Here is a 20,012-nt window from a genome sequence, read left to right on the forward strand (position 1 = left end):
TCGGGCACAGGGCAGGGCGCAGGGCCGAGGAGCTACCCGACCCGCTCGACGTCGGAGTCGTGGATCGCGGGCCCGCGCTCGAGCCACCACGCGGCGGCGCGACGCACGTCGTCGGCGACGTGGTCGGCGAGCTCCTTGACCTCCGGCGCGCCCTGCATGCCGAGGGCGAAGAGCATCGCGTGCCGCTCGGCCGGCCGCTGCTGGCCGGCGATTGAGTCCGCGAGGGTCGCGGCGTCCGCCGGGTCCAGCGCAGTGCGTGCCATCCCCATGTTCAGCAGCGCCCGTGTGCGGATGGTCGGCCGCTCCTCGGAGTGGATGCGCCGCACCACCTTGTCGTGCCGGTCGCCGTGCCCCACGCGCATCAGCACCGTCCACGCCCGCGCGGAGAGCAGGTCGTTGGGGTGCGCGGTCAGCCGCAGGCACTGCTCGGCGACGGCGGGCGCGTACGGGCTGGCGGCGATCACCAGCGCCGCGTGGTGCCGCCGCGCCTTGTGCACGTGCAGCAGCGCCTCGCGCAGCAGCCGCCGCAGCATGGGGTCCGGCTCGCGCGAGTGCTGGGTGGGCGTCTGGGCCTGGGCGGTCGCAGCCAGCTCGGCGACGATCGCGACGGTCTGGGTGTGGGGGACCAGCTCGGACGTCGTGCGCGCCTGGGTCACCATGCCGAACGCCCGCCTCGTCCGCAGCCCGCCGCTCACCCGCTCCCAGGAGCTGTCCGGCAGGTGCACCGCGAGGTCGAAGAAGTCGAGCCGCCCGTCGAGCGGGTCGTGCCGCCGCAGCGCACCGACCACGGCGCTCTCGAGCTGGGCGAGCGCATCGGCCTTGAGGTGCCCGCGCGCGATCTTGTACGCCGCCACCGACGCGGCGGCGCGCCGCAGGTTGCCGTCGTCGCTGCCGAGCAGGCGCAGGACCAGGTCACCGGCGGGCGCGTCGGGCAGCTCGGTCAGCAGGTTCAGGACCGGCGCGACGACCTGTGCGTCCGGATGCACCACGAAGCCGCCGATCGCCCGCAGCATCGGCCGCTGCGCCGCGTTGTGGCGCAGCATCGTCGCCGCCGCCTCGTACCGGCGCACGTACGCCGGCCCCACCGCCACGCCCAGCTCCTCGACCAGCCGGCCGCACAACCGCGTCCACTCCTCCTTGCGCAGGAAGACCCGGTCGAACCGGTGCAGCTGCTCGGCCAGCCGCAGCCACAGCGCGCCCCCGGCGTCGCCCCGCTCGGCCGCGTCCAGCATCCCCTCGAACGACCCGGGCGTCACCGTCTCGTCCTCGCGCAGCGCCGTCTCGCGCGGCGGGGGACCGCTGCCGAAGGCGCGACGCAGGCCGCTGGCCACCGACACCAAGGCACCCTCGGGCAGCCCGAGGACCTGCTCGTACGTCGCCACGACCCGCCCCGGCACCGGCTGCAGCCCGGACTCCCACCGCGACACGCGCGTGTTGTCGACCTGGACCCCGCGCTCCTTGAGGACTTTCAGGAAGCCGTCGCGCCGGGCCAGCTCGGGGTCCGGTCCCAGCAGCCGGTTGGTGCTGAGCAGCCACGCGACCCGCTGGTCGACGCCCACACCGAGCTCGGTGATCGGGGTGCTGTCGACCGGGAGCTTCTGCGGGCGACCGCGTCGGCGGGCGGCGCCCGAGCCCTCGCCCGTGCCTGTCATGCGGTCCTCTCCGGGCGGATGGGTCGAAGTGACTCCATGACCCGGTTCACGTCGTCGGCACCCATTTATTGCAGAAGTAAAGAGCGACTGCAACAAGTACGAGGTGGTCCAAGCCACCTCCCTAATGTTCACCTCGGCTCAGGGATCCGTGTCCAGAGCCACGGGGGCCTAATCGGTGGCCCCTATCGGCGCGCTGTTGCGCGCCACACTTAATCATTCCGGAAGGAAACACACGCATGAACAGCAGCGGCATCAAGCGGGGTCTCGCGGTTTCCGCGATCTCCGCTCTCGCGGTGGCCGGTATCCCGGCCCTCGCCACCTCGGCTTCGGCCGCCCCCGGTGACGTCCTGACCGTCGCCACCACCGGCCCCGCCCTCAACGGTGGCGCCGAGGGCGCGGTCGTCGTCCTCAACACCCGCGGCATCGACCCCGCGGACCTCGCCGTCATCGGTGCGAACCTGACCGACTCCGAGGACAACGCCAACCAGAGCGTCGCGATCGTCGGCACGCCGACCCTCGTCGCCAGCGGCGCCCCGGGCGACACCACGCCCAACGACCAGCTCGACCAGATCACCGTCCGCGTCTCCGTCACCACGCCGGCCGCGGGCGCCACCGCCAACTTCGCGATCTTCGAGGACGAGGACGGCGACGCGGCTGTCGACGCCACCGAGTCCCGCTCGCAGGTCTCGATCCAGACGGCCGGCCCGGTCGCCCAGATCGACGTCACCCCGGCCAGCCAGACCGCTCCGGTCGGCCAGGAGAGCGCTGACTACACCGTCGTCGTCCGCGACGCCGCGGGCCGCGCGACCCAGCTCACCGGCGCCCAGGAGCTCGACGTCACCGCCGCCGGCGGCGTGACCACCTTCGGCGACGCTGCCGACGGCGGCACCATCACCCAGGACGAGATCACCACCGGCACCGCGACCTTCACCGCGACCGGCACCGGCACCAGCGGCCTGCGCACCATCACGGTCGCCGCCGACGGCGCCGGCATCAGCGGCACCGACACCGCGACGCTGGACGTCGTCACCGCCGCGACGCTCGACGCCGGCGACATCGACGTCGTCACCGGCGCCGACAGCTGGACCGGCTTCGGCGACGTGGACGACGACGCGACCGACCCCGACAACCCGGTCGCCGTCCGCGTCGACCAGAGCTCGATCCGCATCGACATCGCGTCCGACGACGTGGCCGACCGCGGCGCGACCGTTGTCTTCAACATCGACGGCACCGACGTGGGCCCGGGCAACGGCCTGACCTTCGGCGGCCGCCCGACCGCGACCGTGGCGACGACCCTGGACGCCCAGGGCCGCGGCTCGGTCACCATCACCCCCGACGCCGGCACCATCCAGGACGGCGACACCTTCACCGTCGGCGGCTCCGGCCTCGGCACGCTGAACTTCCAGTTCCAGCGCGCGGAGCTCTCCGCGGTCCAGGCCCCGGCGAACGTCTACATCTCCGGCATCGACGGCAGCGTCAACGTCTCCGTCACCACGACCGACCAGTTCGGTCTGCCGATCGCCGGCGCCCAGGTCGACGCGGCCCGCACCCTCGGCGCCAACTCGCCCGAGGCGTTCCAGCCCCGCAAGACCACCGACGCCAACGGCCAGGCCACCTTCACGTTCACCGACGTGAACGCGGTTCCCGGTCAGACGTCCGAGGTCACCTTCCGCGCGTTCGCCGACCAGTTCGACGCCACGCCGGACGCCTTCGACACCGCGACCATCCGCTACACCGCGGACGGCCTCGGCGCCGACTTCACGCTGTCGCTCGACGGCGTCAACACCGCCGGCACCGCGTACAACCCGGCCAGCGTCTCCATCGAGCCGCTGACCGACACCGTCGCCAACGACGGCAACGTCGCCCAGGGCGACGAGGTCGCGAACCTCGGCATCGTGGGTGGCGAGAACGGCGCCCCGGTGACCGTCTCCGTCGACAACGGCGCCCGCATCCTGGTCAACGGCGACACCCGCCTCTCCGACGGCGTCGCCTCGGCGACCGGCGTCGTGGGCACGGACACCTTCGAGATCGTCGGCACCAAGGCCGGCCTCACCACGGTGACCGTCACGTCGGCCGGCCGCACCAAGACCGCGCAGCTCACGGTCGAGGCGCAGGACGACCAGTCCACCGCCCGCAACGTGTCGATCAGCGGCCCGGCCACGGCCCCCGCCGACACCGAGCAGATCACCTACACCGCGGTCGTCACCGACGCGTTCGGCAACGCCGTCGCCGGCGTGCCGGTCCAGGCCCTGAACATCCAGGTCTCCGGCCCGGGCTCGTTCCAGGACAGCGACGCGCAGACCAACGCGCAGGGTCAGCTCAACATCAACGTCGACGTCGACGACAACGCCGAGGGCTCGATCACGGTCCGCGTCGAGGGCATCCAGGGCTTCGGCTACCAGTTCGGTGCGGCCGCCAACCAGGCCACGCCGGGCTCGACCGCCGGTGCGGCCGAGGGTCTCCCCGTGTCGTCGAACGTCGCCAGCGCGACCACGACGATCGACGGCAAGCCGACCGACCCTGATGACAAGGTGACGATCAACGCCGGCATCACGAGCGAGAGCAAGGGCAAGTACGACGTCATCACCGTCAACGCTCGCCGCGCCGGTGCCGACGCCAACGTCAAGCTCTTCCGCGTGAAGAACGGCGTGGCCAAGCGCGTCAAGCAGAAGGCCCTGGGCGAGGACGGCGTCGCGAAGTTCAAGCGCGCCGACCTCAACGGCTCCAAGGCCACCCGCTACTACGCGGTGGTCGGCGAGTCGGCGACGAGCCTGAAGGACAAGACCAAGACCATCTCGGTCAAGTGACCTTGTTCGTCTGAACCACGGGTGACTCCCCGGGCCTTCGGGCCCGGGGAGGAGCTCCCACCGGGGGCCTAGCTCCCGCAGCCCCCGGGGCTGCAGTACCACCGATAGTCGGGACACACAGACGCGGTCCGGGCCATTCTCTGTTTGCCGCTGCGCGAGAATGGTCCGGACCGCCTGTCTCACCCTAGGGCACGCGATGTGCGAGACCCTGACAAGGACGCCGTGCGACGCACGGCGTCCTTTGCATTTCACCGAGTGGACCAGACCGGACGACACGCATGTCCTCCATCCGGATGGTCACGGGCAACGTCGGTGCGCGCTGCCAGCATCGGCGTGCAACCACATGGGGAACCAGCAGCGGAGCCCTGTGAACGTCGCCGAGAGCCTCTCGGCGAACCGCTCACTCGGAGGTGCACACAGCATGCGCAGAACCATCACGCGCGGTCTCGCGACCGCTTCCGTCACCGCCCTCGCCGTCACCGGCGTACCGGTGGCCGCCTGGGCGACCACCGTCGCCGAGCAGGTCGGCGCCGGCGAGGTCGTCCTGTACAGCCAGTTCGGCTCCGGCAACGAGGCGAGCTCGCGTGCCGACGGCACGGACTCCACGATCCGGCTCGCCGCGGGCGCCGGGAACGACGTGTCGGCGGTGACCTTCTCCTACTCGGTCGGCGGCGGCTACGAGACCATCACGACGGTCAGCCAGCGCAACGACGACGGCCTGTTCACCTTCGAGTGGACGCCGCCCGCCTCGGTGCAGGGCACGACCGTGACCCTGCGCGCCAGCGCGAGCGTCGGCGGCACCACGGTGAACGCCGACCGCGCCAGCGTCGAGGTGTCCGCGCCGGGCGGCACCGCGAACACCGTCAACCTCGCCCAGGGCACGCGGCTCGGTGTGTTCCAGCAGCCGTACGGCCTCACGCAGGACAGCCAGCTCGTCCGGGTCAGCGGCACCACGTCCGCCACCTCCGGCAACGTCGCCGTCTCCCGCCTCGACGGGGAGGGCGCCGCCCAGGGCACGACGAACGCGCCGGTGACCGCAGCGCAGGGCGCGACGACCGGCACCTTCGAGGGCTCCCTCGACATCACCGGATACCCGTACGGCGAGGGCGCCGGCGCGGTCGACCAGCTCGTGCTCGGCGCCGACCGCGACACCGACGACGTCGAGGGCTACACCCTCTACCGGCAGACCATCACCACCGTCACGGCCGCGGCCGACCGCACCCAGGTGCCGGCCGGGCAGGACGCCGCGGTCACCGTCACCGTCAAGGACCAGGACGGCCAGCCGATCGTCGGCGCCGAGGTCCGCTCGTCCGAGGGCGGGCTGCTCGCCCAGCCGGAGTACACCGACGCCGACGGCCAGGCGACGTTCCAGCAGGGTTCGGGCACGGCGTACTACTACGCCAACGCGACCGCCGGCAACGCCTACGAGGAGTCGCTCGGCGACAAGCGGTCCGCCGACGTCACCGTCACCCAGTACAACGCGAGCCCGGCGAAGCTGGCCGGCAGCTCGGCCGACGGCCCGGCGTTCGACGTCGACGAGTCAGCCACCGGTGACATCGCCGTCCAGGTGCAGGACCAGAACGGCAACGACCAGGCGGTGCCGCTGCGCACGGTCCGCTACTACTGGCAGATCACCCCGTTCGACGGCTCGCCGGCCACCGTCCGGTCGCCCGCGACCGGGACCTCGACCGCCACCACGAACGAGGACGGCCGCGCGAGCATCCCGTTGCCGACCGGCCAGGAGTCCGGCACCTACGAGCTCTTCGCCGAGCTCGCCCCCGCGCCCCTGACCGGCACGGGCGCCATCCCGAGCAGCAAGGTGCTGACGGTCAAGGCCGGCGAGGCGTCGGTCGAGTACGACGCCGCGAGCCCCGAGCAGGCGGTCGCCGGCGGGTCCGAGGTCGTCGACGGCTCCCTCGAGCTCGAGGACGGCACCGGCCTGGGCGGCCGGAGCATCGCGCTGACCTACCAGCGCGGCACCGAGTCCGGCACGGGCGCCGGTCAGGCCGGGGACGCCGGCTTCACCGACGCCTCCGGCGCGATCACGACCAGCCGGACGGTCACCACGGCCGCCGACGGGGGCTTCTCGGTCACGGTCAAGGACCCGACGGAGAACCCGCAGCCGGAGGAGAAGGGCGGCGGCATCGACGCCGCCCCGGCCGGGAACGCCGACGCCGCGGCCAACGACCACGGCGTGGACTTCCTCAAGTCCGTCACCGCCGGCAAGGTGGAGATCGCCCCGGAGACCGCGCTCAGCACCGACGGCAAGACCCCCGGCCGGCCGGTCAGCTCGCGGGTGACGGTCACCAGCGCCGAGGGCACCCCGCTGGCCAACCAGACGGTCACCCTCACCACCGACAAGGGCTTCTTCACGCCGTACGCCGCGACCGCGGCGGCGCTGACGCCCGACCCGGCCCCCGCCGCGGGTGCCGACGCCGGTGAGGTCAAGGACAGCGGCAAGACGATCACCGTCCGCACCAACGAGCAGGGCGTCGCCACGTTCACGCTCGCCATCGAGCGCGACGCCGGCTTCGACGACGACGGCAAGGTCGACGCGACCGTGACCGCGACCGTCGGCGGGTCGAGCGACACCGAGGTCGTCGACTGGACCTCGGCCAACCCGGTCAACGGTGGCAAGGTCCGCGTCGAGTTCGCGCCGGACGCCGCCCAGGAGTCGGGCGTGCTCCCGAAGGCGCCGACCGGCGACGAGGTCTTCTTCGACCTCTTCACCGAGGACCAGTTCGGCAACCTCGTCGGCGGGGAGACGGTCAACCTGTCCGAGGACGCCCCGGGCGCGCAGCTCTCGGCGTCCACGGCGCAGTCGGACTTCGCCAAGGACGGCGACTTCTCGGCGACGGCCCGGTCGGCCGGCGACGCGGTCGTCACGGCCAGCTGGCAGACCGAGTCCAACCGGTACGGCTCGGCCACCCCGCCGGTCGCCACGGCCGGCACCGAGACCGTCACCGGCTCGCGGACGGTCGGCTTCTACGCGGTCGACCACGCGGCCTCGACGTTCCGTCTCGACCACTCCGGCGCCGACAGCCAGCGGGTCGGCTCCACGGTGACCTCGACGTACACCGCGGTGGACCAGAACGGCGAGCCGATCTCGGACCTGTTCGTCCAGTTCTTCCGCAGCGGGCCGGACCGCAACGGCAACGGCGAGGGCAGCCAGACCAGCGGCCTGCTCGGCCAGGACGGCAAGCTGGAGTACGTCTTCCAGGGCGGCCGGGCCGGCACCGCGACCATCACCGTGGTCGCCCGCGAGGGCTCCGCGACCGCCGACACGGTCCCGGCCGCGCAGCGCACCGACCGGATCACCTTCACCGGCGGCAGCAGCCTGCAGGCGGTCGTCGCCAAGCTCACCGGCGGCAACGCCGCCGGCGGCAAGGACCGGCTGACGGTCAAGGCGCCGGCGAAGGCCAAGGGCGCGAAGGTCACGCTCTACAAGGTCAAGGCCAACGGCAAGCGGGTCGTCGTGACGACCGGCAGGCTCAGCGCCAAGGGCGCCAAGACCTTCACGGTCAAGGACACCAACGGCGGCGCGCGGACGACGTACGTCGCCAAGGTCGCCAAGACCGCCCGCACCAAGGCCGACACCACGGGCAAGACCTCCGTGAAGTGACGACCGGCTAGCAGCACCGCGACGCCCCCGGACCGGACGGTCCGGGGGCGTCGTGCGTCTCAGGCCGGGACCGACGACCGCGGCACCGCGACCACCCACCGGCGGCGCGGGTGCTCGGTGACGGTCCACAGCAGGTCGTCCTGCGGCCACCAGCAGATGTCCTCGGGCCCCATCGGCAGCGCCCGCCGGTGGCGGCGGAACGATCCGGGGGCGCCGACGTGCAGCGAGCCGGAGGTCCAGGGGCCGTGCGAGGCGGTCACGTGGTAGTCGCCGCCGGCCGTCACCGCGCCCTGCATGCCGGCGAGCCCGGTGTCGTCGAGCGCGGCCGGGCGGGCGTACCCGGCCTCGTCGAGCACCGGCAGCCCGGTGTCGGCGTCCAGCGGGTAGTGGGCGAACCGACGGGTCTGCTTGCGGCGGCCGTACTCCCCGGCGAGCAGGCCGGGCGGGGTGGTGGACCGGTCCAGGGAGAGGAAGGAGTACCGCAGCCTCTCGACCCCCTCGTCGGCGGCGGCCCGGTGGGTGAAGCGCACCGGCAGGACGTAGCGGTAGCCGAACAGCGAGTCGCCCTCGACCGGCGCCCACATCAGGTCCTCCAGGCGCACCGACACGAAGCCGCGGGCCGTGGCGGCCACGTGGACGTACGGCCCGCGCCACACGATCCCCCCGGCGTGGACGCGAAGCGGCTCGAGGTGCACCGCGCCGTCGGCGACCGTCGGCACGACCAGCAGCACGTGCCGGTAGCGCAGCGTGTCGAGGTCGACGAACGTCAGCCGCGAGCCCTGGTCGGCCTTGGCGTACCAGGAGACCACCAGCACCCGGCGGCCCTCGACCAGGTCGGTGGAGTCCGAGGCGTCCGCGGAGGAGGAGATGCCCTGCGGCCACCACAGCGGGTCGCGCCGGTCGGCGGCGTCCCAGGTGAAGGCCCGCCGCACCTTCCGCCCCAGCAGCCGGCCCAGCGGCGACCGGCGCCCGCGGCGGCCGGAGGCGCGGAGGTCCTCGAGGAACCGGCCGACGGGCACCCGCCCGCCGCCCGAGGGTTCCAGGCGGGCGGCGAGCGCCTCGATCTCGTCGACGTTCTCCGTGGTCCGGGTCAGGTGCACTCCGTGCATGCCCCGACCCTAGAGTTCGGCAGGTGAGGCAACAGGTCGTCGCCGCCGCGGTCGTCCGCGGCGGCCGGGTGCTGGCGGCGCGCCGTACCCGTCCTGCGGAGGCCGCCGGACGGTGGGAGCTGCCCGGCGGCAAGGTCGAGCCGGGGGAGCGGCCCGAGAGCGCCCTCGAGCGCGAGCTGGCCGAGGAGCTCGGCGTCGAGGTGGACGTCGTCCGCTGGCTCGCCGGCGTCGTGCCCATCAGCGACACCCGCGAGCTCACCGCCGCCCTGGTCCGGATCGGCGGCGACGTCGAGGAGCCCGAGCCGCGCGACGACACCCACGACCGGCTCCGCTGGCTCGGGCCCGACGAGCTCGACGAGGTGGACTGGCTCGAGCCGGACCGCCCGTTCCTCGCCGAGGTCGCCCACGAGCTGCGGTCGACGGGGCCGAGCCTGCGGGCGGTGTTCTTCGAGGAGGACGACGCCGTGCAGGTCGCCCGCAGGCTCCGCCACGACGGGTACGACGCCCACGTCGAGCGCGAGCGGCTCGCCGGCGAGGACGACGACGAGGACCACCCCTGGGCGGTGCTCGCCGACGCCCCGGTCGTCGCGCTGGAGCTCCTGGTCGACGAGCACGACGGCTGGCTGGACCACGAGGACGGCGCGGAACAGACCGGGCCGGCGGCGGGTTCCCCCCTCGACCTGCCGACCTCACCTCGTCGGATCAAGCGCCCCTGAGCACCAGACCTAGGATCATCCCCATGCCCGAACGCCCCGAGCACCGCCTCCTCCTCGTCCACGCCCACCCCGACGACGAGACGATCGGCCAGGGCGCGACCATGGCGAAGTACGTCGCCGAGGGCCGCGGCGTCACGCTCGTGACCTGCACGGCCGGCGAGATGGGCGAGATCCTGGTGCCCGAGCTGGAGCACCTCGCGGCCGACAAGGAGGACCGCCTCGGCGAGCACCGTCGTGGCGAGATCGCCGACGCGATGAGCGAGCTGGGCGTCACCGACCACCGGTGGCTCGGCGGCTTCGGCACCTACCGCGACTCCGGCATGGCCTGGCACCCCGACGGCCACGCGATCGGCGACCCCGAGGTGATCGCCAAGCACCCCAACGCCTTCTGGAACGCCGACCTCACCGAGGCCGCCGACCACCTCGTCACGATCATCCGCGAGGTCCGGCCGCAGGTCCTGGTCACCTACGACCAGTTCGGCGGCTACGGCCACCCCGACCACATCCAGGCCCACCGGGTCGCGATGTACGCCGCGCAGCTCGCCGCCGTGCCGTCGTACAAGGCCGAGCTCGGCGAGCCGTGGGAGGTCGCCAAGATCTACTGGGGCGCGATGTCGGAGAGCCGGATGCGCCAGGGCCTGCGGATGCTCCGCGAGGCCGGCGACACCACGTCGTTCGAGGGGATGGACCCCGACGGCCCGCTCCCGCACTTCGTCACCCCCGACGAGAACCTCGCCGCGGGCATCGACGCGACCGACTTCGTGGACCGCAAGATGGCCGCGCTCAAGGCATACCCGACCCAGGTCACCACCGACGGGCCGTTCTTCGCGCTCAGCAACAACGTCGGCGCGACGGCCTGGGGCCTGGAGTTCTACCGGATCGCCAAGGGGCAGCAGGGCCCGGTCGGCGAGGACGGCCTCGAGAGCGACCTCTTCGCCGGGCTCCCTGCCGGCAGCTGACGCGCCGGTGAGGGTGCTGGCCGCGATCGGCCTGCTCGTCGCCTGCGCGGTGACCGGCGTGGCCGTGGCGGTGGCGACGGTCGCCCTCCACCAGCTGTGGTGGGGGCTGCTCCTCGGCGCGCTCGCGGGCGTCGCCGCCCTGGTCGCGCTGCCCGCGCGCTGGTGCACGCGCCCGCCGTACGCCGGGGGGTGGGCCGCCGTGCTGGCCGCCGCGCTGCAGGAGCGTCCCGAGGGCGACTACCTGGTGCCTGCGGGCGGGGGCGGCTACCTGCTCCTCGGCCTGGCGCTCGTGCTGCTCGTGGCGGCGTTCGCCACGCTCCCGCGCCCCGCCCGGGCCGCCGACCGGCCCGGCCAGGCACCCCCTTCCTAGGATGGCGGCGTGAACGAGCAGCAGGCGGCCCCGTCCCGCGACAAGGCCGGCGGCCGCGCCGTCCTGTTCGTCCTGCTGGGACTGGTGGCGCTCGTCGGCGTCGGGTGGGTCGTCGCCTACGCGATGGCCGGTGACCGCGTGCCGCGTGGGACGACCGTGTCCGGCGTGGCGATCGGCGGGAAGCAGCCCGACGCGGCGGTCCGCGCGCTGCGCGACGGGCTCGCCGAACGCGCCGACGCGCCGTTCACCCTCACCGCCGGTGGCCGGACGTGGGACGTCGACCCCGCGGCCGCCGGCGTCGCCGTCGACCACCGGGCCTCGGTCGCCGAGGCCGGCGGCGGACGGTCCTGGGACCCGCGGCGGCTGTGGGCCTACTACACCGACGGCGAGGACCTCGACGCCGTGGTCGTCGTCGACGAGGAGGCCCTCGCCGAGGCGCTGGCGCCGGTCGAGGAGGACGTCGTCCGGCCCGCCCGCGACGGCGCGATCCGGTTCGAGGGCAGCCGGGTCGTCACGACCGACCCGCGCCCGGGCGAGGAGGTCGACCGGGACGCGCTGCGCGACGAGCTCGCGGCGGCGTACCTCTCCGAGGAGCCGACGGTCGAGGTGCCCCTGGTCGAGACCGAGCCCGAGATCGACGAAGCCGACCTGCGCGAGGCCGTCGAGGGCTTCGCCAACCCGGCGGTCTCGGCCCCGGTCACCCTCGTCTTCGATGACTCGCCGGTGCGGCTGTCCCCGCGCCAGTTCGCGCCGCTCGTCACCATGACCGCCGAGGGCGGCGAGCTGGTGCCGGAGGTCGACGAGCCGGCGCTGGAGGACCTCGTCGGCGACGTGGTCGGCGACGACGGCGCCCCGGTCGACGCGACCGTGGCCCTCGTGGGCGGCAAGCCGAAGGTCGTGCCGGCCAAGCCCGGGGTGACCTACGACCCCGAGCAGGTCACCGAGACCTTCCTCGACCTGGTCACCCGCACCGGGGAGGACCGCAGGCTGGAGGTCCGGGCGAAGGTCGCCGAGCCGGAGTTCACCACCGCCGACGCCCGCAAGCTCCAGATCACCGAGCAGGTCTCGACGTTCACGACGTACTACCCCCACGCGGACTACCGCAACACCAACATCGGCCGGGCCGCCGAGCTGGTCGACGGCACCGTGCTCAAGCCGGGGGAGACCTTCTCGCTCAACGGCACGGTCGGGGAGCGCACCGAGGAGAACGGCTTCACCGACGGCTTCGTCATCAACGACGGCATCCTGGTCGAGGACCTCGGCGGCGGCGTCTCGCAGATGGCCACGACGCTGTTCAACGCGATGTTCTTCGCCGGCCTCGAGGACGTCGAGCACAAGCCGCACTCCTTCTACATCGACCGCTACCCGGTCGGTCGCGAGGCCACCGTCGCCTGGGGAGCGGTCGACCTGCGGTTCCGCAACGACACGCCGTACGGCGTGCTGATCGACGCGAAGGTCACCCCGAGCAGCAGCAGCGGTGGCCAAGGCGTGGTCACGGTCTCGATGTGGTCGACCAAGGTCTGGGACATCACCACCACCACCTCGGACCGGTACGCCTACACGCCGCCGAAGACGCGGACGCTCGACACCCCGGACTGCTACCCCAACACCGGGTACTCCGGCTTCCAGGTCGACGTGGTGCGCTACTTCCGCAAGGCCGGCCAGGACGAGCTGGACCACCGCGAGACCTTCCACACGACGTACACCCCCAGCGACACGGTCGTCTGCAAGTAACCGCCGGCGGTCCCCGTCGTTGGTCCGGACGTGCGCGCACCCCTCGCGGCCGTCGTCTCGGCCCTCCTGCTCCTGCTCGCCCCGCTCGCGATCGTCGGACCGGCAGGCCCGGCCGGTGCAGCGCCGTCGGGGTTCCCCCTGCCGCTGCCGGGCGGGCCCGGCGACCCGGTCGGCGCCAACGACTGGGACTGCCGCCCGACCGCGGAGCGACCCACCCCGGTGGTCCTCGTCCACGGCACGATCGGCGACCGCCGGAGCCTGCTCGACCCGTTGTCGGCCGCGGTCAAGGCGAAGGGGTTCTGCGTCTACTCCCTCGACTACGGCAACCGCGCCACCGGCGACATCGCCACCTCCGCGCAGCAGCTGAAGCGGTTCACGAAGCGCGTGCTGGCCGCGACCGGCGCCGCGAAGGTCTCGATGGTCGGCCACTCCCAGGGCGGGATGATGCCCCGCCACTACATCAAGTTCCTCGGCGGGGCGAAGGTCGTCGACGACCTCATCGGCCTCGCGCCGTCCAACCACGGCACCGTCCTCAGCGGCGGGACCGCGCTCGCCCTGCTCACCAACCCCGTCCTCGACCTGGTCTGCCGGTCCTGCAACCAGCAGGCGGTCGGCTCGCCGTTCCTCACCCGCCTCAACGCCGGCGACGAGACGCACGGGCGGGTCAGCTACACGCAGGTGACCACGGCGTACGACGAGGTCGTCGTGCCGCACCTGTCCGGGTACCTCGAACCCGGCCCGCGCACGACCAACACCACGATCCAGGACTCCTGCCCCGGCGACCTCGCCGAGCACCTGCTGATCCCGACCAGCCGCACCGCGATCGCCTGGACCCTCGAGGCGCTGACCCGGCCGGGCCCCGCGCGCAAGGGATTCAGGCCCGCGTGCTGAGGTCCAGCGCCAGGTAGCGGTACCGGTGGTGCTCGACGAACCCGAGCCGGTCGTAGAGCGCCACCGCCGGCTCGTTGTCGGCGAGCACCTGCAGGTACGCCGTCGTCGCCCCCTGCTCCGCGCCCCAGCCCAGCAGCGCGGCCATCACCCGCAGCCCGAGACCCTGCCGCCGGCGCTCCGGGTCGACCTCGATGCCGCGGAACCCCACCCAGTCCCGGTCGTACGCCGCCACGCCGGTCGCCCCGGGCAGCTGTGCCCGCACCACCCCGGGAGCCTGCTCGACCAGCTCGACCTCGTCGCCGGTGGCGCCGGCTCCCCGCAGCGCGCGGCGGGCGGCGGCGACCCCGGCCACGGAGAACACCGTGTCGGCGTCGCCGCTCTCCGCGACCCACCCGCGCGCGCGGAAGGACGCCTCCTCGGCGCCGTCGGTCGGCACCGCGGCGACCGGCCGCCCGGTCGTGGCGGCGTAGAAGCCCACGACCTGGTCGTGGGCCCGGTCGACCGGGTCGACCCCGGCGGGGCCGAAGGCCAGCACGGAGTTGGCGCGCCGGGCCGTCGAGGTGGGGGAGCGGCGCAGCACCCAGTCGCCCACCGGCTCGGTCACCAGGTCCGGCCACAGCGCGAGGGCCCGCAGCTGCGCCTCGCGGGGGTCCACGCGGAGCCGGTGGCTGGGGCGGGGCGGCACCGGCTTGCCCGAGACGATGTCGGCCAGGGCGATCCGGACGGGCGCGGCCGCGGGGTCGTCGGGCTGCAGCAGGCAGCTGCCGCCCGGACCGCCGGTCCAGGCCAGGCAGGTGCCGAGCTGGTCGGTGAGCGCCGGTCCGCCGCTCGGACCGGTCTCGCCGCGCAGCACGCGGCGCACCACCACGCGGCGGCCCACGACGTGCGGGCCGAGCAGGTGCTGTCCCACCGCTGCCGGAGTGCCCACGCCCACATCCTGGGGTTCTGACGGAACGGCCACGACCGGATACTAGGGTTGAGCCCGTACGTGCATCCCTTTGCGCCCAGGAGGAACCGGTGACCTACGTCATCTCCCAGCCGTGTGTCGACCTGAAGGACCGCGCGTGCGTCGACGAGTGCCCGGTCGACTGCATCTACGAGGGCAAGCGGATGCTGTACATCCACCCCGACGAGTGCGTCGACTGCGGTGCCTGCGAGCCGGTCTGCCCGGTCGAGGCCATCTTCTACGAGGACGACGTGCCGGAGCAGTGGAAGGACTACTACACCGCGAACGTCGGCTTCTTCGACGACCTCGGCTCGCCCGGTGGCGCGGCCAAGATGGGTGAGATCGACAAGGACCACCCGTTCATCGCCGGGCTCGAGCCGCAGAACCAGGACCACTGAGCGTCTCCTCGCGGCTGCCTGACTTCCCCTGGGACCACCTGGTCAGGTACGCCGAGCAGGCCCGTCGGCACCCCGACGGGATCGTCGACCTCTCGGTCGGCACGCCGGTCGACCCCACTCCGGAGGTCGTCCAGCAGGCGCTGCGCGCCGCCGCGGACTCGCCGGGCTACCCGCTCACGATCGGCCGCGCCGAGACCCGCCAGGCCTGCCTGGACTGGATGGAGCGCAAGCACGGCGTGACCGGGCTGGGGCTCGACCAGGTGCTGCCGGTGATCGGCTCCAAGGAGCTGATCGGATCGATGGCGGTCCACCTCGGGATCGGTGCGGGGGACCTGATCGGCTACCCCGAGCTGGCCTACCCGACCTACGAGGTCGGCGCCGCCCTCGCCGGTGCCCGCGCCCTCGCGACGGACTCGCTGACGGCGTTCGGGCCGGAGGTGCCGCGGCTGCTCTGGCTCAACTCGCCCTCCAACCCCACCGGCCGGGTGCTGCCCGTCGAGCACCTCCGCAAGGTCGTCGAGTGGTGCCGCGAGCGGGGCACGATCCTCGTCTCCGACGAGTGCTACGTCGAGTGCGCCTGGGAGGCCGAGCCGGTCTCGGTGCTCCACCCCGACGTCTGCGGCGGGTCGGCCGAGGGCATCCTCGCCGTGCACTCCCTCTCCAAGCGCTCCAACCTCGCGGGCTACCGCTGCGCGTTCGTCGCCGGCGACGCCGCCCTGGTCGGCGAGCTGCTCGCGGTGCGCAAGAACCTCGGCCTGCAGATGCCCGGGCCGCAGCAGCGGGCGATGGCCGCCGCGCTCGACGACGACGTCCACGCCACCGAGCAGCACGCCCGGTACGCCGCGCGCCGCCGCGTGCTGCGTGACGCCCTGGAGGGCGCGGGGTTCCGCGTCGACCACTCCGAGGCCTCGCTCTACCTCTGGTCCACCCGCGGGGAAAGCTGCTGGGACACGGTCGCGGCGCTCGCCGAGCGCGGCATCCTCGTCGCTCCCGGCTCCTTCTACGGGAAGGCCGGCGACCAGCACGTCCGGGTGGCCTTCACCGCCACCGACGAGCGCATCGACGCCGCCGCGGAGCGTCTTTCCGCCTCCTGAGGGATCGGGTAGCCCGAAATCCGGGATCCGAGGTGTGATCGGGCTCACCGCGGGTTACGGTGCACACGGGTTCACCGGCGACGCCGGCGAGGGGTAACAGCGCAGTCGCGCGCCTCGGGACATCGGGGCAACGGCTGTGCACTCCCTCGTCCGGATGCCGGTGCGCCACAGGCAACGCGTGACGACCGCACGCTGACCTCACCCCCCTTTAGGAGACACCCAGATGATCCGATCCCTCCTCCGGCCCGTGGCGGTGGCCTTCGTGGCCGTCGCGCTCGTGCTGGGGTTCACCAGTGGCGCCGGTGCCGGTGTCACTCGCGCGCCGAGCGCCACCACCGCCTCCTCGTCGGCCGCCGCGGCTGCTGCCGACTGCTCCGCGGAGCGGGCGGACGTCAACCGGGCCAACAAGCAGGTCAAGAAGAAGCAGACCAAGCTGAAGGCCGCCAAGAAGCAGCTCCGCAAGGCCAAGAGCTCGGGCAACCAGACCAAGGTCAAGAAGGCCAAGGTCAAGAAGAAGAAGTTCGCCAAGCAGGTCCGCAAGGCCAAGCAGCGCAAGTCGCGCGCGCAGCGCAACCTGCGTGCCTGCCAGAACAGCGGCACGCCCACGACGCCGGGCGCCAGCCCGATCCAGGCGCTGTGCGACGCCGGTCTGCCCCAGGCGATCTGCGACGCGTTCGCCAGCATCCCGATCCCGACCCCGGGTGGCGGCGGTGGCGCGAGCCCGCTGCAGCCGCTCTGCGACGCTGCTGCGCCCCTGCAGCCGCTCTGTGACGCCACGGCCGGCGGTCTCCCGGCGCCGGGTGCGGACAGCCCGATCCAGCCGCTGTGCGACGCGGGTCTCCCGCAGGCCATCTGCGACGCGGCTGCCGGTGGTCTCGGCGGAGGCAACCCGCTCGACCTGCTGCTCGGCCCGCTCTGCGAGGCCCTGCCGATCGACCTGCCGCTGGTCTGCGACCTGCCGGGCCTGCCCCTGCCGTTCCCGCGCCAGGCCGCCTGACCCAGCAGTACCGCACCACAGCAGCACAGCACCACAGCAGCACCGCAGCACACGCGACAGCGCCACCGCCCGGCCGGGGGGTGGCGCTGTCGTCGTACGTGGAGGGGTGCGGTGCGGGTCAGGTCCCGCACGCTGGTCAGGCCGGCTGCGCCCCGGCGTCCTCGTCAGGCGCCGGCGGGGTGAGCGGCGGGGCCGGGTCCGCGAGCGTCGAGAGGTAGCGCAGGACGACGGCGACCATGGCCGCGACAGGTACGGCGAGGAACGCGCCGGCGATGCCGAAGAGGGTCGAGCCCACGGTCACCGCGAGGATCACCACGCCGGCGTGGAGCTGCATCGCACGCGACTGCAGCCACGGCTGGAGGACGTTGCCCTCGAGCTGCTGGACCACGATGATCGCCGCGAGCACGACCAGCGCGCCCTCGATGCCGACCGACACCAGCGCCACCAGGACCGCGAGGCCGCCGACGACGAAGGCGCCGAGGATCGGGACGAACCCGCCGAAGAACGTCAGCACCGCCAGCGGCACGGCGAGCGGGACGCCGACCACGGCGAGGGCGATGCCGATGAGCACCGCATCGACGAGGCTCACGATCGCCTGGGTCCGGACGAAGCCGCCGAGCGTGGTCCACACCTGGTCGAGCACCTGGTCGAGGTGCCGGCCCACCCGGGGGCCGGTCACCCCAGCGGCCCACGGCCGGAACCGGTGGCCGTCCTTGAGGTAGAGGAACGTCAGCACGAGGGTGAGGGCCAGCGTCACCAGGCCGGAGGACACGGCGTTCACGCCGACGAGGACGCCGCTGGCGATCGACCCGGCGCTGTCGCCGAGCCGGTCGCGGGCGTCGGTCACGGCGGTGTCGACCTGGTCCTGGGAGATCAGCTCCTTCTCGACCGCCCAGTCACGCAGCTGGTCGATGCCCTCGGAGGCGTCGGAGACGATCTCGTCGCCCTGACCGGTGACCGACGGCGCGATGGCCGCGACGCCGCCGGCGATGACCGCCAGCGCCGCGAGCATCACGAGGCCGGCCGCCAGTCCCCGTGGCACCCGGGTGCGCCGGGTCAGCAGCTCGCTGGCGGGCTGGAGGACCGACGCCAGGATCAGGGCGAGGAAGGCGGGCAGGAGGGCGACCCACAGCACTCCCACCAACCAGCCGAGGACGACGGCTGCGAGGGCGACGCCCACCCAGCGCCAGGACCAGGTGGCGAGCCACGTCAGTCCGGTGGCCAGGCCGGCCTGGCGGGCGGTCTCGCTCGCGGCCGCGAGCGGGGCGGACGAGGGTGCGGGAGCGGGGTCGGGCGCGGAGCGCGGGCTCGCGTCGGGGCTCGGGGAGTCAGGGGAGGTCGGGGGCACACAGGACGGGTACCCCCTTCGACCGGCTCCGCCCGGTGCGCACCCCTCAGGAGGCCGGCTGCAGCAGGTGGTCGGAGCCGTCAGGGGTCAGGTAGTGGCCGTCGTCGAAGAGCACGACGCCGTTGCAGAGCCGGCACCAGCCCTGCTCGCTGTGGTCGGCGGTGACGTGCGCCGACCAGCAGGCGGCGTCGGTGGGCTCGGGGCAGGCGGGGGAGTGGTCGCACATCGTCGTGGTCGCTCTCGGTCTCGATCGGGTGGAAGCGTGGAAGGGCTTCCATGGAACGACACGATCGGCCGTCGTGCAGCCGATCTGCGCGAATCTGTGGACAAGCCTGCGGCGACCTGGAGGCTGTGCGCGCGGGCCGGCCCCACCGCCGGCGCAGCGGCTGCCTCAGTCGAAGACGTCGACGTGGACGTGGTCGCGGTGCTCGAGGATCGCCTGGTCGCCCGAGCGCGACGGCGGGTCGTAGTCGCGCCAGCCGGACCCGGAACGCCAGCCGTTCTTCCAGATCCGGTCGTCGAAGATCACCGTCTGCACGTCCAGCCGGTCGGCCATCGCCACGAGGTAGTGGGCGACCGCCCAGCCCCGGGTCTTGTTGGTCTCGTTGACCGGGCGGAAGAAGACGTCGACCGCCCGCCCGTCGTAGTGCGTCGAGCCCTCCATGTGGCCGTCGCGCACGCCGCCGGGTGCGAACCCGCCGAGCGACTGGTCGCCGAACACGTTCTCGACCTCCCGGCGCACCTTCTCGGCCCGGCGGACCAGCCCGGAGGCGGTGAGGTCGTCGGAGGCCTCGTCGGCGTCACCGTCCACCTCGCAGGTGAACGCCGCGCGGGAGTTGCCGGTGAGGGCGGAGGCGAGGACGCGGGCGTCGGCCTCGTGGTCGGCGTAGGCGTCGGGGAAGCCCGAGCGCTGGACGAGCTGGGCGGCCTCGGTCACCTCCATCGACTCGTACTCGCCGACCTCGGCCAGCTCGTCGTAGAACTTCCCGGCGGCGTACGCCGGGTCGAGCACCTGCGCGGGCGTGCCCCAGCCCTGCGAGGGCCGCTGCTGGAACAGCCCGAGGGAGTCCCGGTCGCCGTAGTCGATGTTGTAGAGCTCCGACTCCTGGTACGCCGTGGCGAGCGCGATCGTGGCCGCACGCGCGGGCAGGCCGCGGCCGACGGCGATGCCGGTGATCAGGGCGGCGTTCTCGGCCTGCTCCACGTCGAGCTCGACCGTGCGGCCGTCGACCGTCGCGGTGCACTGCTCGCTGCCCAGGAACGGGGTGGAGTCCCGCAGGACGTCCCACCCCACGTACGCGCTCACGCCCAGAGCGGCCGCGCCCAGCAGCGCGACGCCCGTCCCCACCCTCATGGAGCCAGTCTCCGG

Annotated in this window: 16 protein-coding genes; 10 read left to right on the forward strand and 6 right to left on the reverse strand. The window is 73.3% G+C overall.

Annotated elements, in window-relative coordinates; all coding sequences use genetic code 11:
• Positions 1–32 precede the first annotated feature (32 nt).
• Positions 33–1,652 carry a hypothetical protein gene (locus tag OSR43_RS05270; RefSeq protein ID WP_302270045.1) on the reverse strand — a complete coding sequence of 540 codons (1,620 nt, stop codon included), beginning with the start codon at positions 1,650–1,652 and terminating at the stop codon, positions 33–35.
• Positions 1,653–1,888: 236 nt separating this feature from the next.
• On the opposite strand from OSR43_RS05270, the gene OSR43_RS05275 reads away from it, so the two are divergent.
• Positions 1,889–4,459 carry a hypothetical protein gene (locus tag OSR43_RS05275; protein ID WP_302270046.1) on the forward strand — a complete coding sequence of 857 codons (2,571 nt, stop codon included), beginning with the start codon at positions 1,889–1,891 and terminating at the stop codon, positions 4,457–4,459.
• Between the two features lie 421 nt (positions 4,460–4,880).
• Entirely contained in the window at positions 4,881–8,081 is a 3,201-nt protein-coding gene (locus OSR43_RS05280; RefSeq protein ID WP_302270047.1) for a hypothetical protein, read from the forward strand.
• A 59-nt stretch (positions 8,082–8,140) separates the two neighbouring features.
• Here the strand turns inward: OSR43_RS05280 and OSR43_RS05285 are convergent, their stop codons facing one another.
• Positions 8,141–9,190 (reverse strand): hypothetical protein, encoded by a 1,050-nt coding sequence (locus tag OSR43_RS05285; RefSeq protein WP_302270048.1) that lies wholly within the window; start codon positions 9,188–9,190, stop codon positions 8,141–8,143.
• Between the two features lie 23 nt (positions 9,191–9,213).
• On the opposite strand from OSR43_RS05285, the gene OSR43_RS05290 reads away from it, so the two are divergent.
• From OSR43_RS05290 to OSR43_RS05310, 5 genes are read left to right on the forward strand one after another with little or no spacing between them, the layout of a single operon-like run.
• Complete coding sequence (locus OSR43_RS05290; protein ID WP_302270049.1) at positions 9,214–9,906, forward strand: (deoxy)nucleoside triphosphate pyrophosphohydrolase; 693 nt, start codon at positions 9,214–9,216, stop codon at positions 9,904–9,906.
• 23 nt (positions 9,907–9,929) lie between these two features.
• A complete protein-coding gene (gene mshB, locus OSR43_RS05295; RefSeq protein WP_302270050.1) occupies positions 9,930–10,865 on the forward strand; it encodes an N-acetyl-1-D-myo-inositol-2-amino-2-deoxy-alpha-D-glucopyranoside deacetylase in 936 nt (311 codons plus the stop codon).
• A gap of 7 nt (positions 10,866–10,872) precedes the next feature.
• Complete coding sequence (locus OSR43_RS05300; RefSeq protein ID WP_302270051.1) at positions 10,873–11,235, forward strand: hypothetical protein; 363 nt, start codon at positions 10,873–10,875, stop codon at positions 11,233–11,235.
• A gap of 9 nt (positions 11,236–11,244) precedes the next feature.
• Positions 11,245–12,969 (forward strand): VanW family protein, encoded by a 1,725-nt coding sequence (locus OSR43_RS05305; RefSeq protein ID WP_302270053.1) that lies wholly within the window; start codon positions 11,245–11,247, stop codon positions 12,967–12,969.
• Positions 12,970–12,999: 30 nt separating this feature from the next.
• Complete coding sequence (locus OSR43_RS05310) at positions 13,000–13,860, forward strand: triacylglycerol lipase (RefSeq protein ID WP_302270056.1); 861 nt, start codon at positions 13,000–13,002, stop codon at positions 13,858–13,860.
• Here OSR43_RS05310 and OSR43_RS05315 read toward each other — a convergent pair.
• Positions 13,844–14,788, reverse strand: coding sequence for an N-acetyltransferase (locus tag OSR43_RS05315; protein WP_302270058.1), 945 nt, complete (start codon positions 14,786–14,788; stop codon positions 13,844–13,846). The two genes, OSR43_RS05310 and OSR43_RS05315, sit on opposite strands and share 17 nt — an antisense overlap.
• 89 nt (positions 14,789–14,877) lie before the next feature.
• Between OSR43_RS05315 and fdxA the strand changes: the two genes are divergently transcribed.
• The 3 genes from fdxA to OSR43_RS05330 all read left to right on the forward strand — a co-directional run bounded on the left by fdxA (position 14,878) and on the right by OSR43_RS05330 (position 17,295).
• Complete coding sequence (fdxA, locus tag OSR43_RS05320; protein ID WP_187811229.1) at positions 14,878–15,204, forward strand: ferredoxin; 327 nt, start codon at positions 14,878–14,880, stop codon at positions 15,202–15,204.
• A gap of 14 nt (positions 15,205–15,218) precedes the next feature.
• Entirely contained in the window at positions 15,219–16,298 is a 1,080-nt protein-coding gene (gene dapC / locus OSR43_RS05325) for a succinyldiaminopimelate transaminase (protein ID WP_364865415.1), read from the forward strand.
• Between the two features lie 223 nt (positions 16,299–16,521).
• Positions 16,522–17,295, forward strand: coding sequence for a hypothetical protein (locus tag OSR43_RS05330; RefSeq protein ID WP_302270060.1), 774 nt, complete (start codon positions 16,522–16,524; stop codon positions 17,293–17,295).
• A gap of 136 nt (positions 17,296–17,431) precedes the next feature.
• Here the strand turns inward: OSR43_RS05330 and OSR43_RS05335 are convergent, their stop codons facing one another.
• The 3 genes from OSR43_RS05335 to OSR43_RS05345 form a co-directional block, all read right to left on the reverse strand.
• A complete protein-coding gene (locus tag OSR43_RS05335) occupies positions 17,432–18,643 on the reverse strand; it encodes an AI-2E family transporter (RefSeq protein ID WP_302270061.1) in 1,212 nt (403 codons plus the stop codon).
• A gap of 46 nt (positions 18,644–18,689) precedes the next feature.
• The gene (locus OSR43_RS05340) at positions 18,690–18,869 is read right to left on the reverse strand and encodes a DUF5999 family protein (RefSeq protein ID WP_302270063.1); all 180 of its coding nucleotides are present in this window, start codon (positions 18,867–18,869) and stop codon (positions 18,690–18,692) included.
• 165 nt (positions 18,870–19,034) lie between these two features.
• Positions 19,035–19,997 (reverse strand): hypothetical protein, encoded by a 963-nt coding sequence (locus tag OSR43_RS05345; protein ID WP_302270065.1) that lies wholly within the window; start codon positions 19,995–19,997, stop codon positions 19,035–19,037.
• Positions 19,998–20,012 lie beyond the last annotated feature (15 nt).

The organism is Nocardioides sp. Arc9.136, from assembly GCF_030506255.1.
In the GTDB taxonomy this organism is placed as follows: Bacteria; Actinomycetota; Actinomycetes; order Propionibacteriales; family Nocardioidaceae; genus Nocardioides.

Excerpts from the sequence above, each read along its gene's own strand:
- mshB (WP_302270050.1), top strand. The coding sequence starts at position 9,930 with ATGCCCGAACGCCCCGAGCACCGCCTCCTCCTCGTCCACGCCCACCCC.
- OSR43_RS05345 (WP_302270065.1), bottom strand. The coding sequence starts at position 19,997 with ATGAGGGTGGGGACGGGCGTCGCGCTGCTGGGCGCGGCCGCTCTGGGC.
- OSR43_RS05275 (WP_302270046.1), top strand. The coding sequence starts at position 1,889 with ATGAACAGCAGCGGCATCAAGCGGGGTCTCGCGGTTTCCGCGATCTCC.
- OSR43_RS05340 (WP_302270063.1), bottom strand. The coding sequence starts at position 18,869 with ATGTGCGACCACTCCCCCGCCTGCCCCGAGCCCACCGACGCCGCCTGC.
- OSR43_RS05285 (WP_302270048.1), bottom strand. The coding sequence starts at position 9,190 with ATGCACGGAGTGCACCTGACCCGGACCACGGAGAACGTCGACGAGATC.
- OSR43_RS05330 (WP_302270060.1), top strand. The coding sequence starts at position 16,522 with ATGATCCGATCCCTCCTCCGGCCCGTGGCGGTGGCCTTCGTGGCCGTC.
- OSR43_RS05270 (WP_302270045.1), bottom strand. The coding sequence starts at position 1,652 with ATGACAGGCACGGGCGAGGGCTCGGGCGCCGCCCGCCGACGCGGTCGC.
- OSR43_RS05280 (WP_302270047.1), top strand. The coding sequence starts at position 4,881 with ATGCGCAGAACCATCACGCGCGGTCTCGCGACCGCTTCCGTCACCGCC.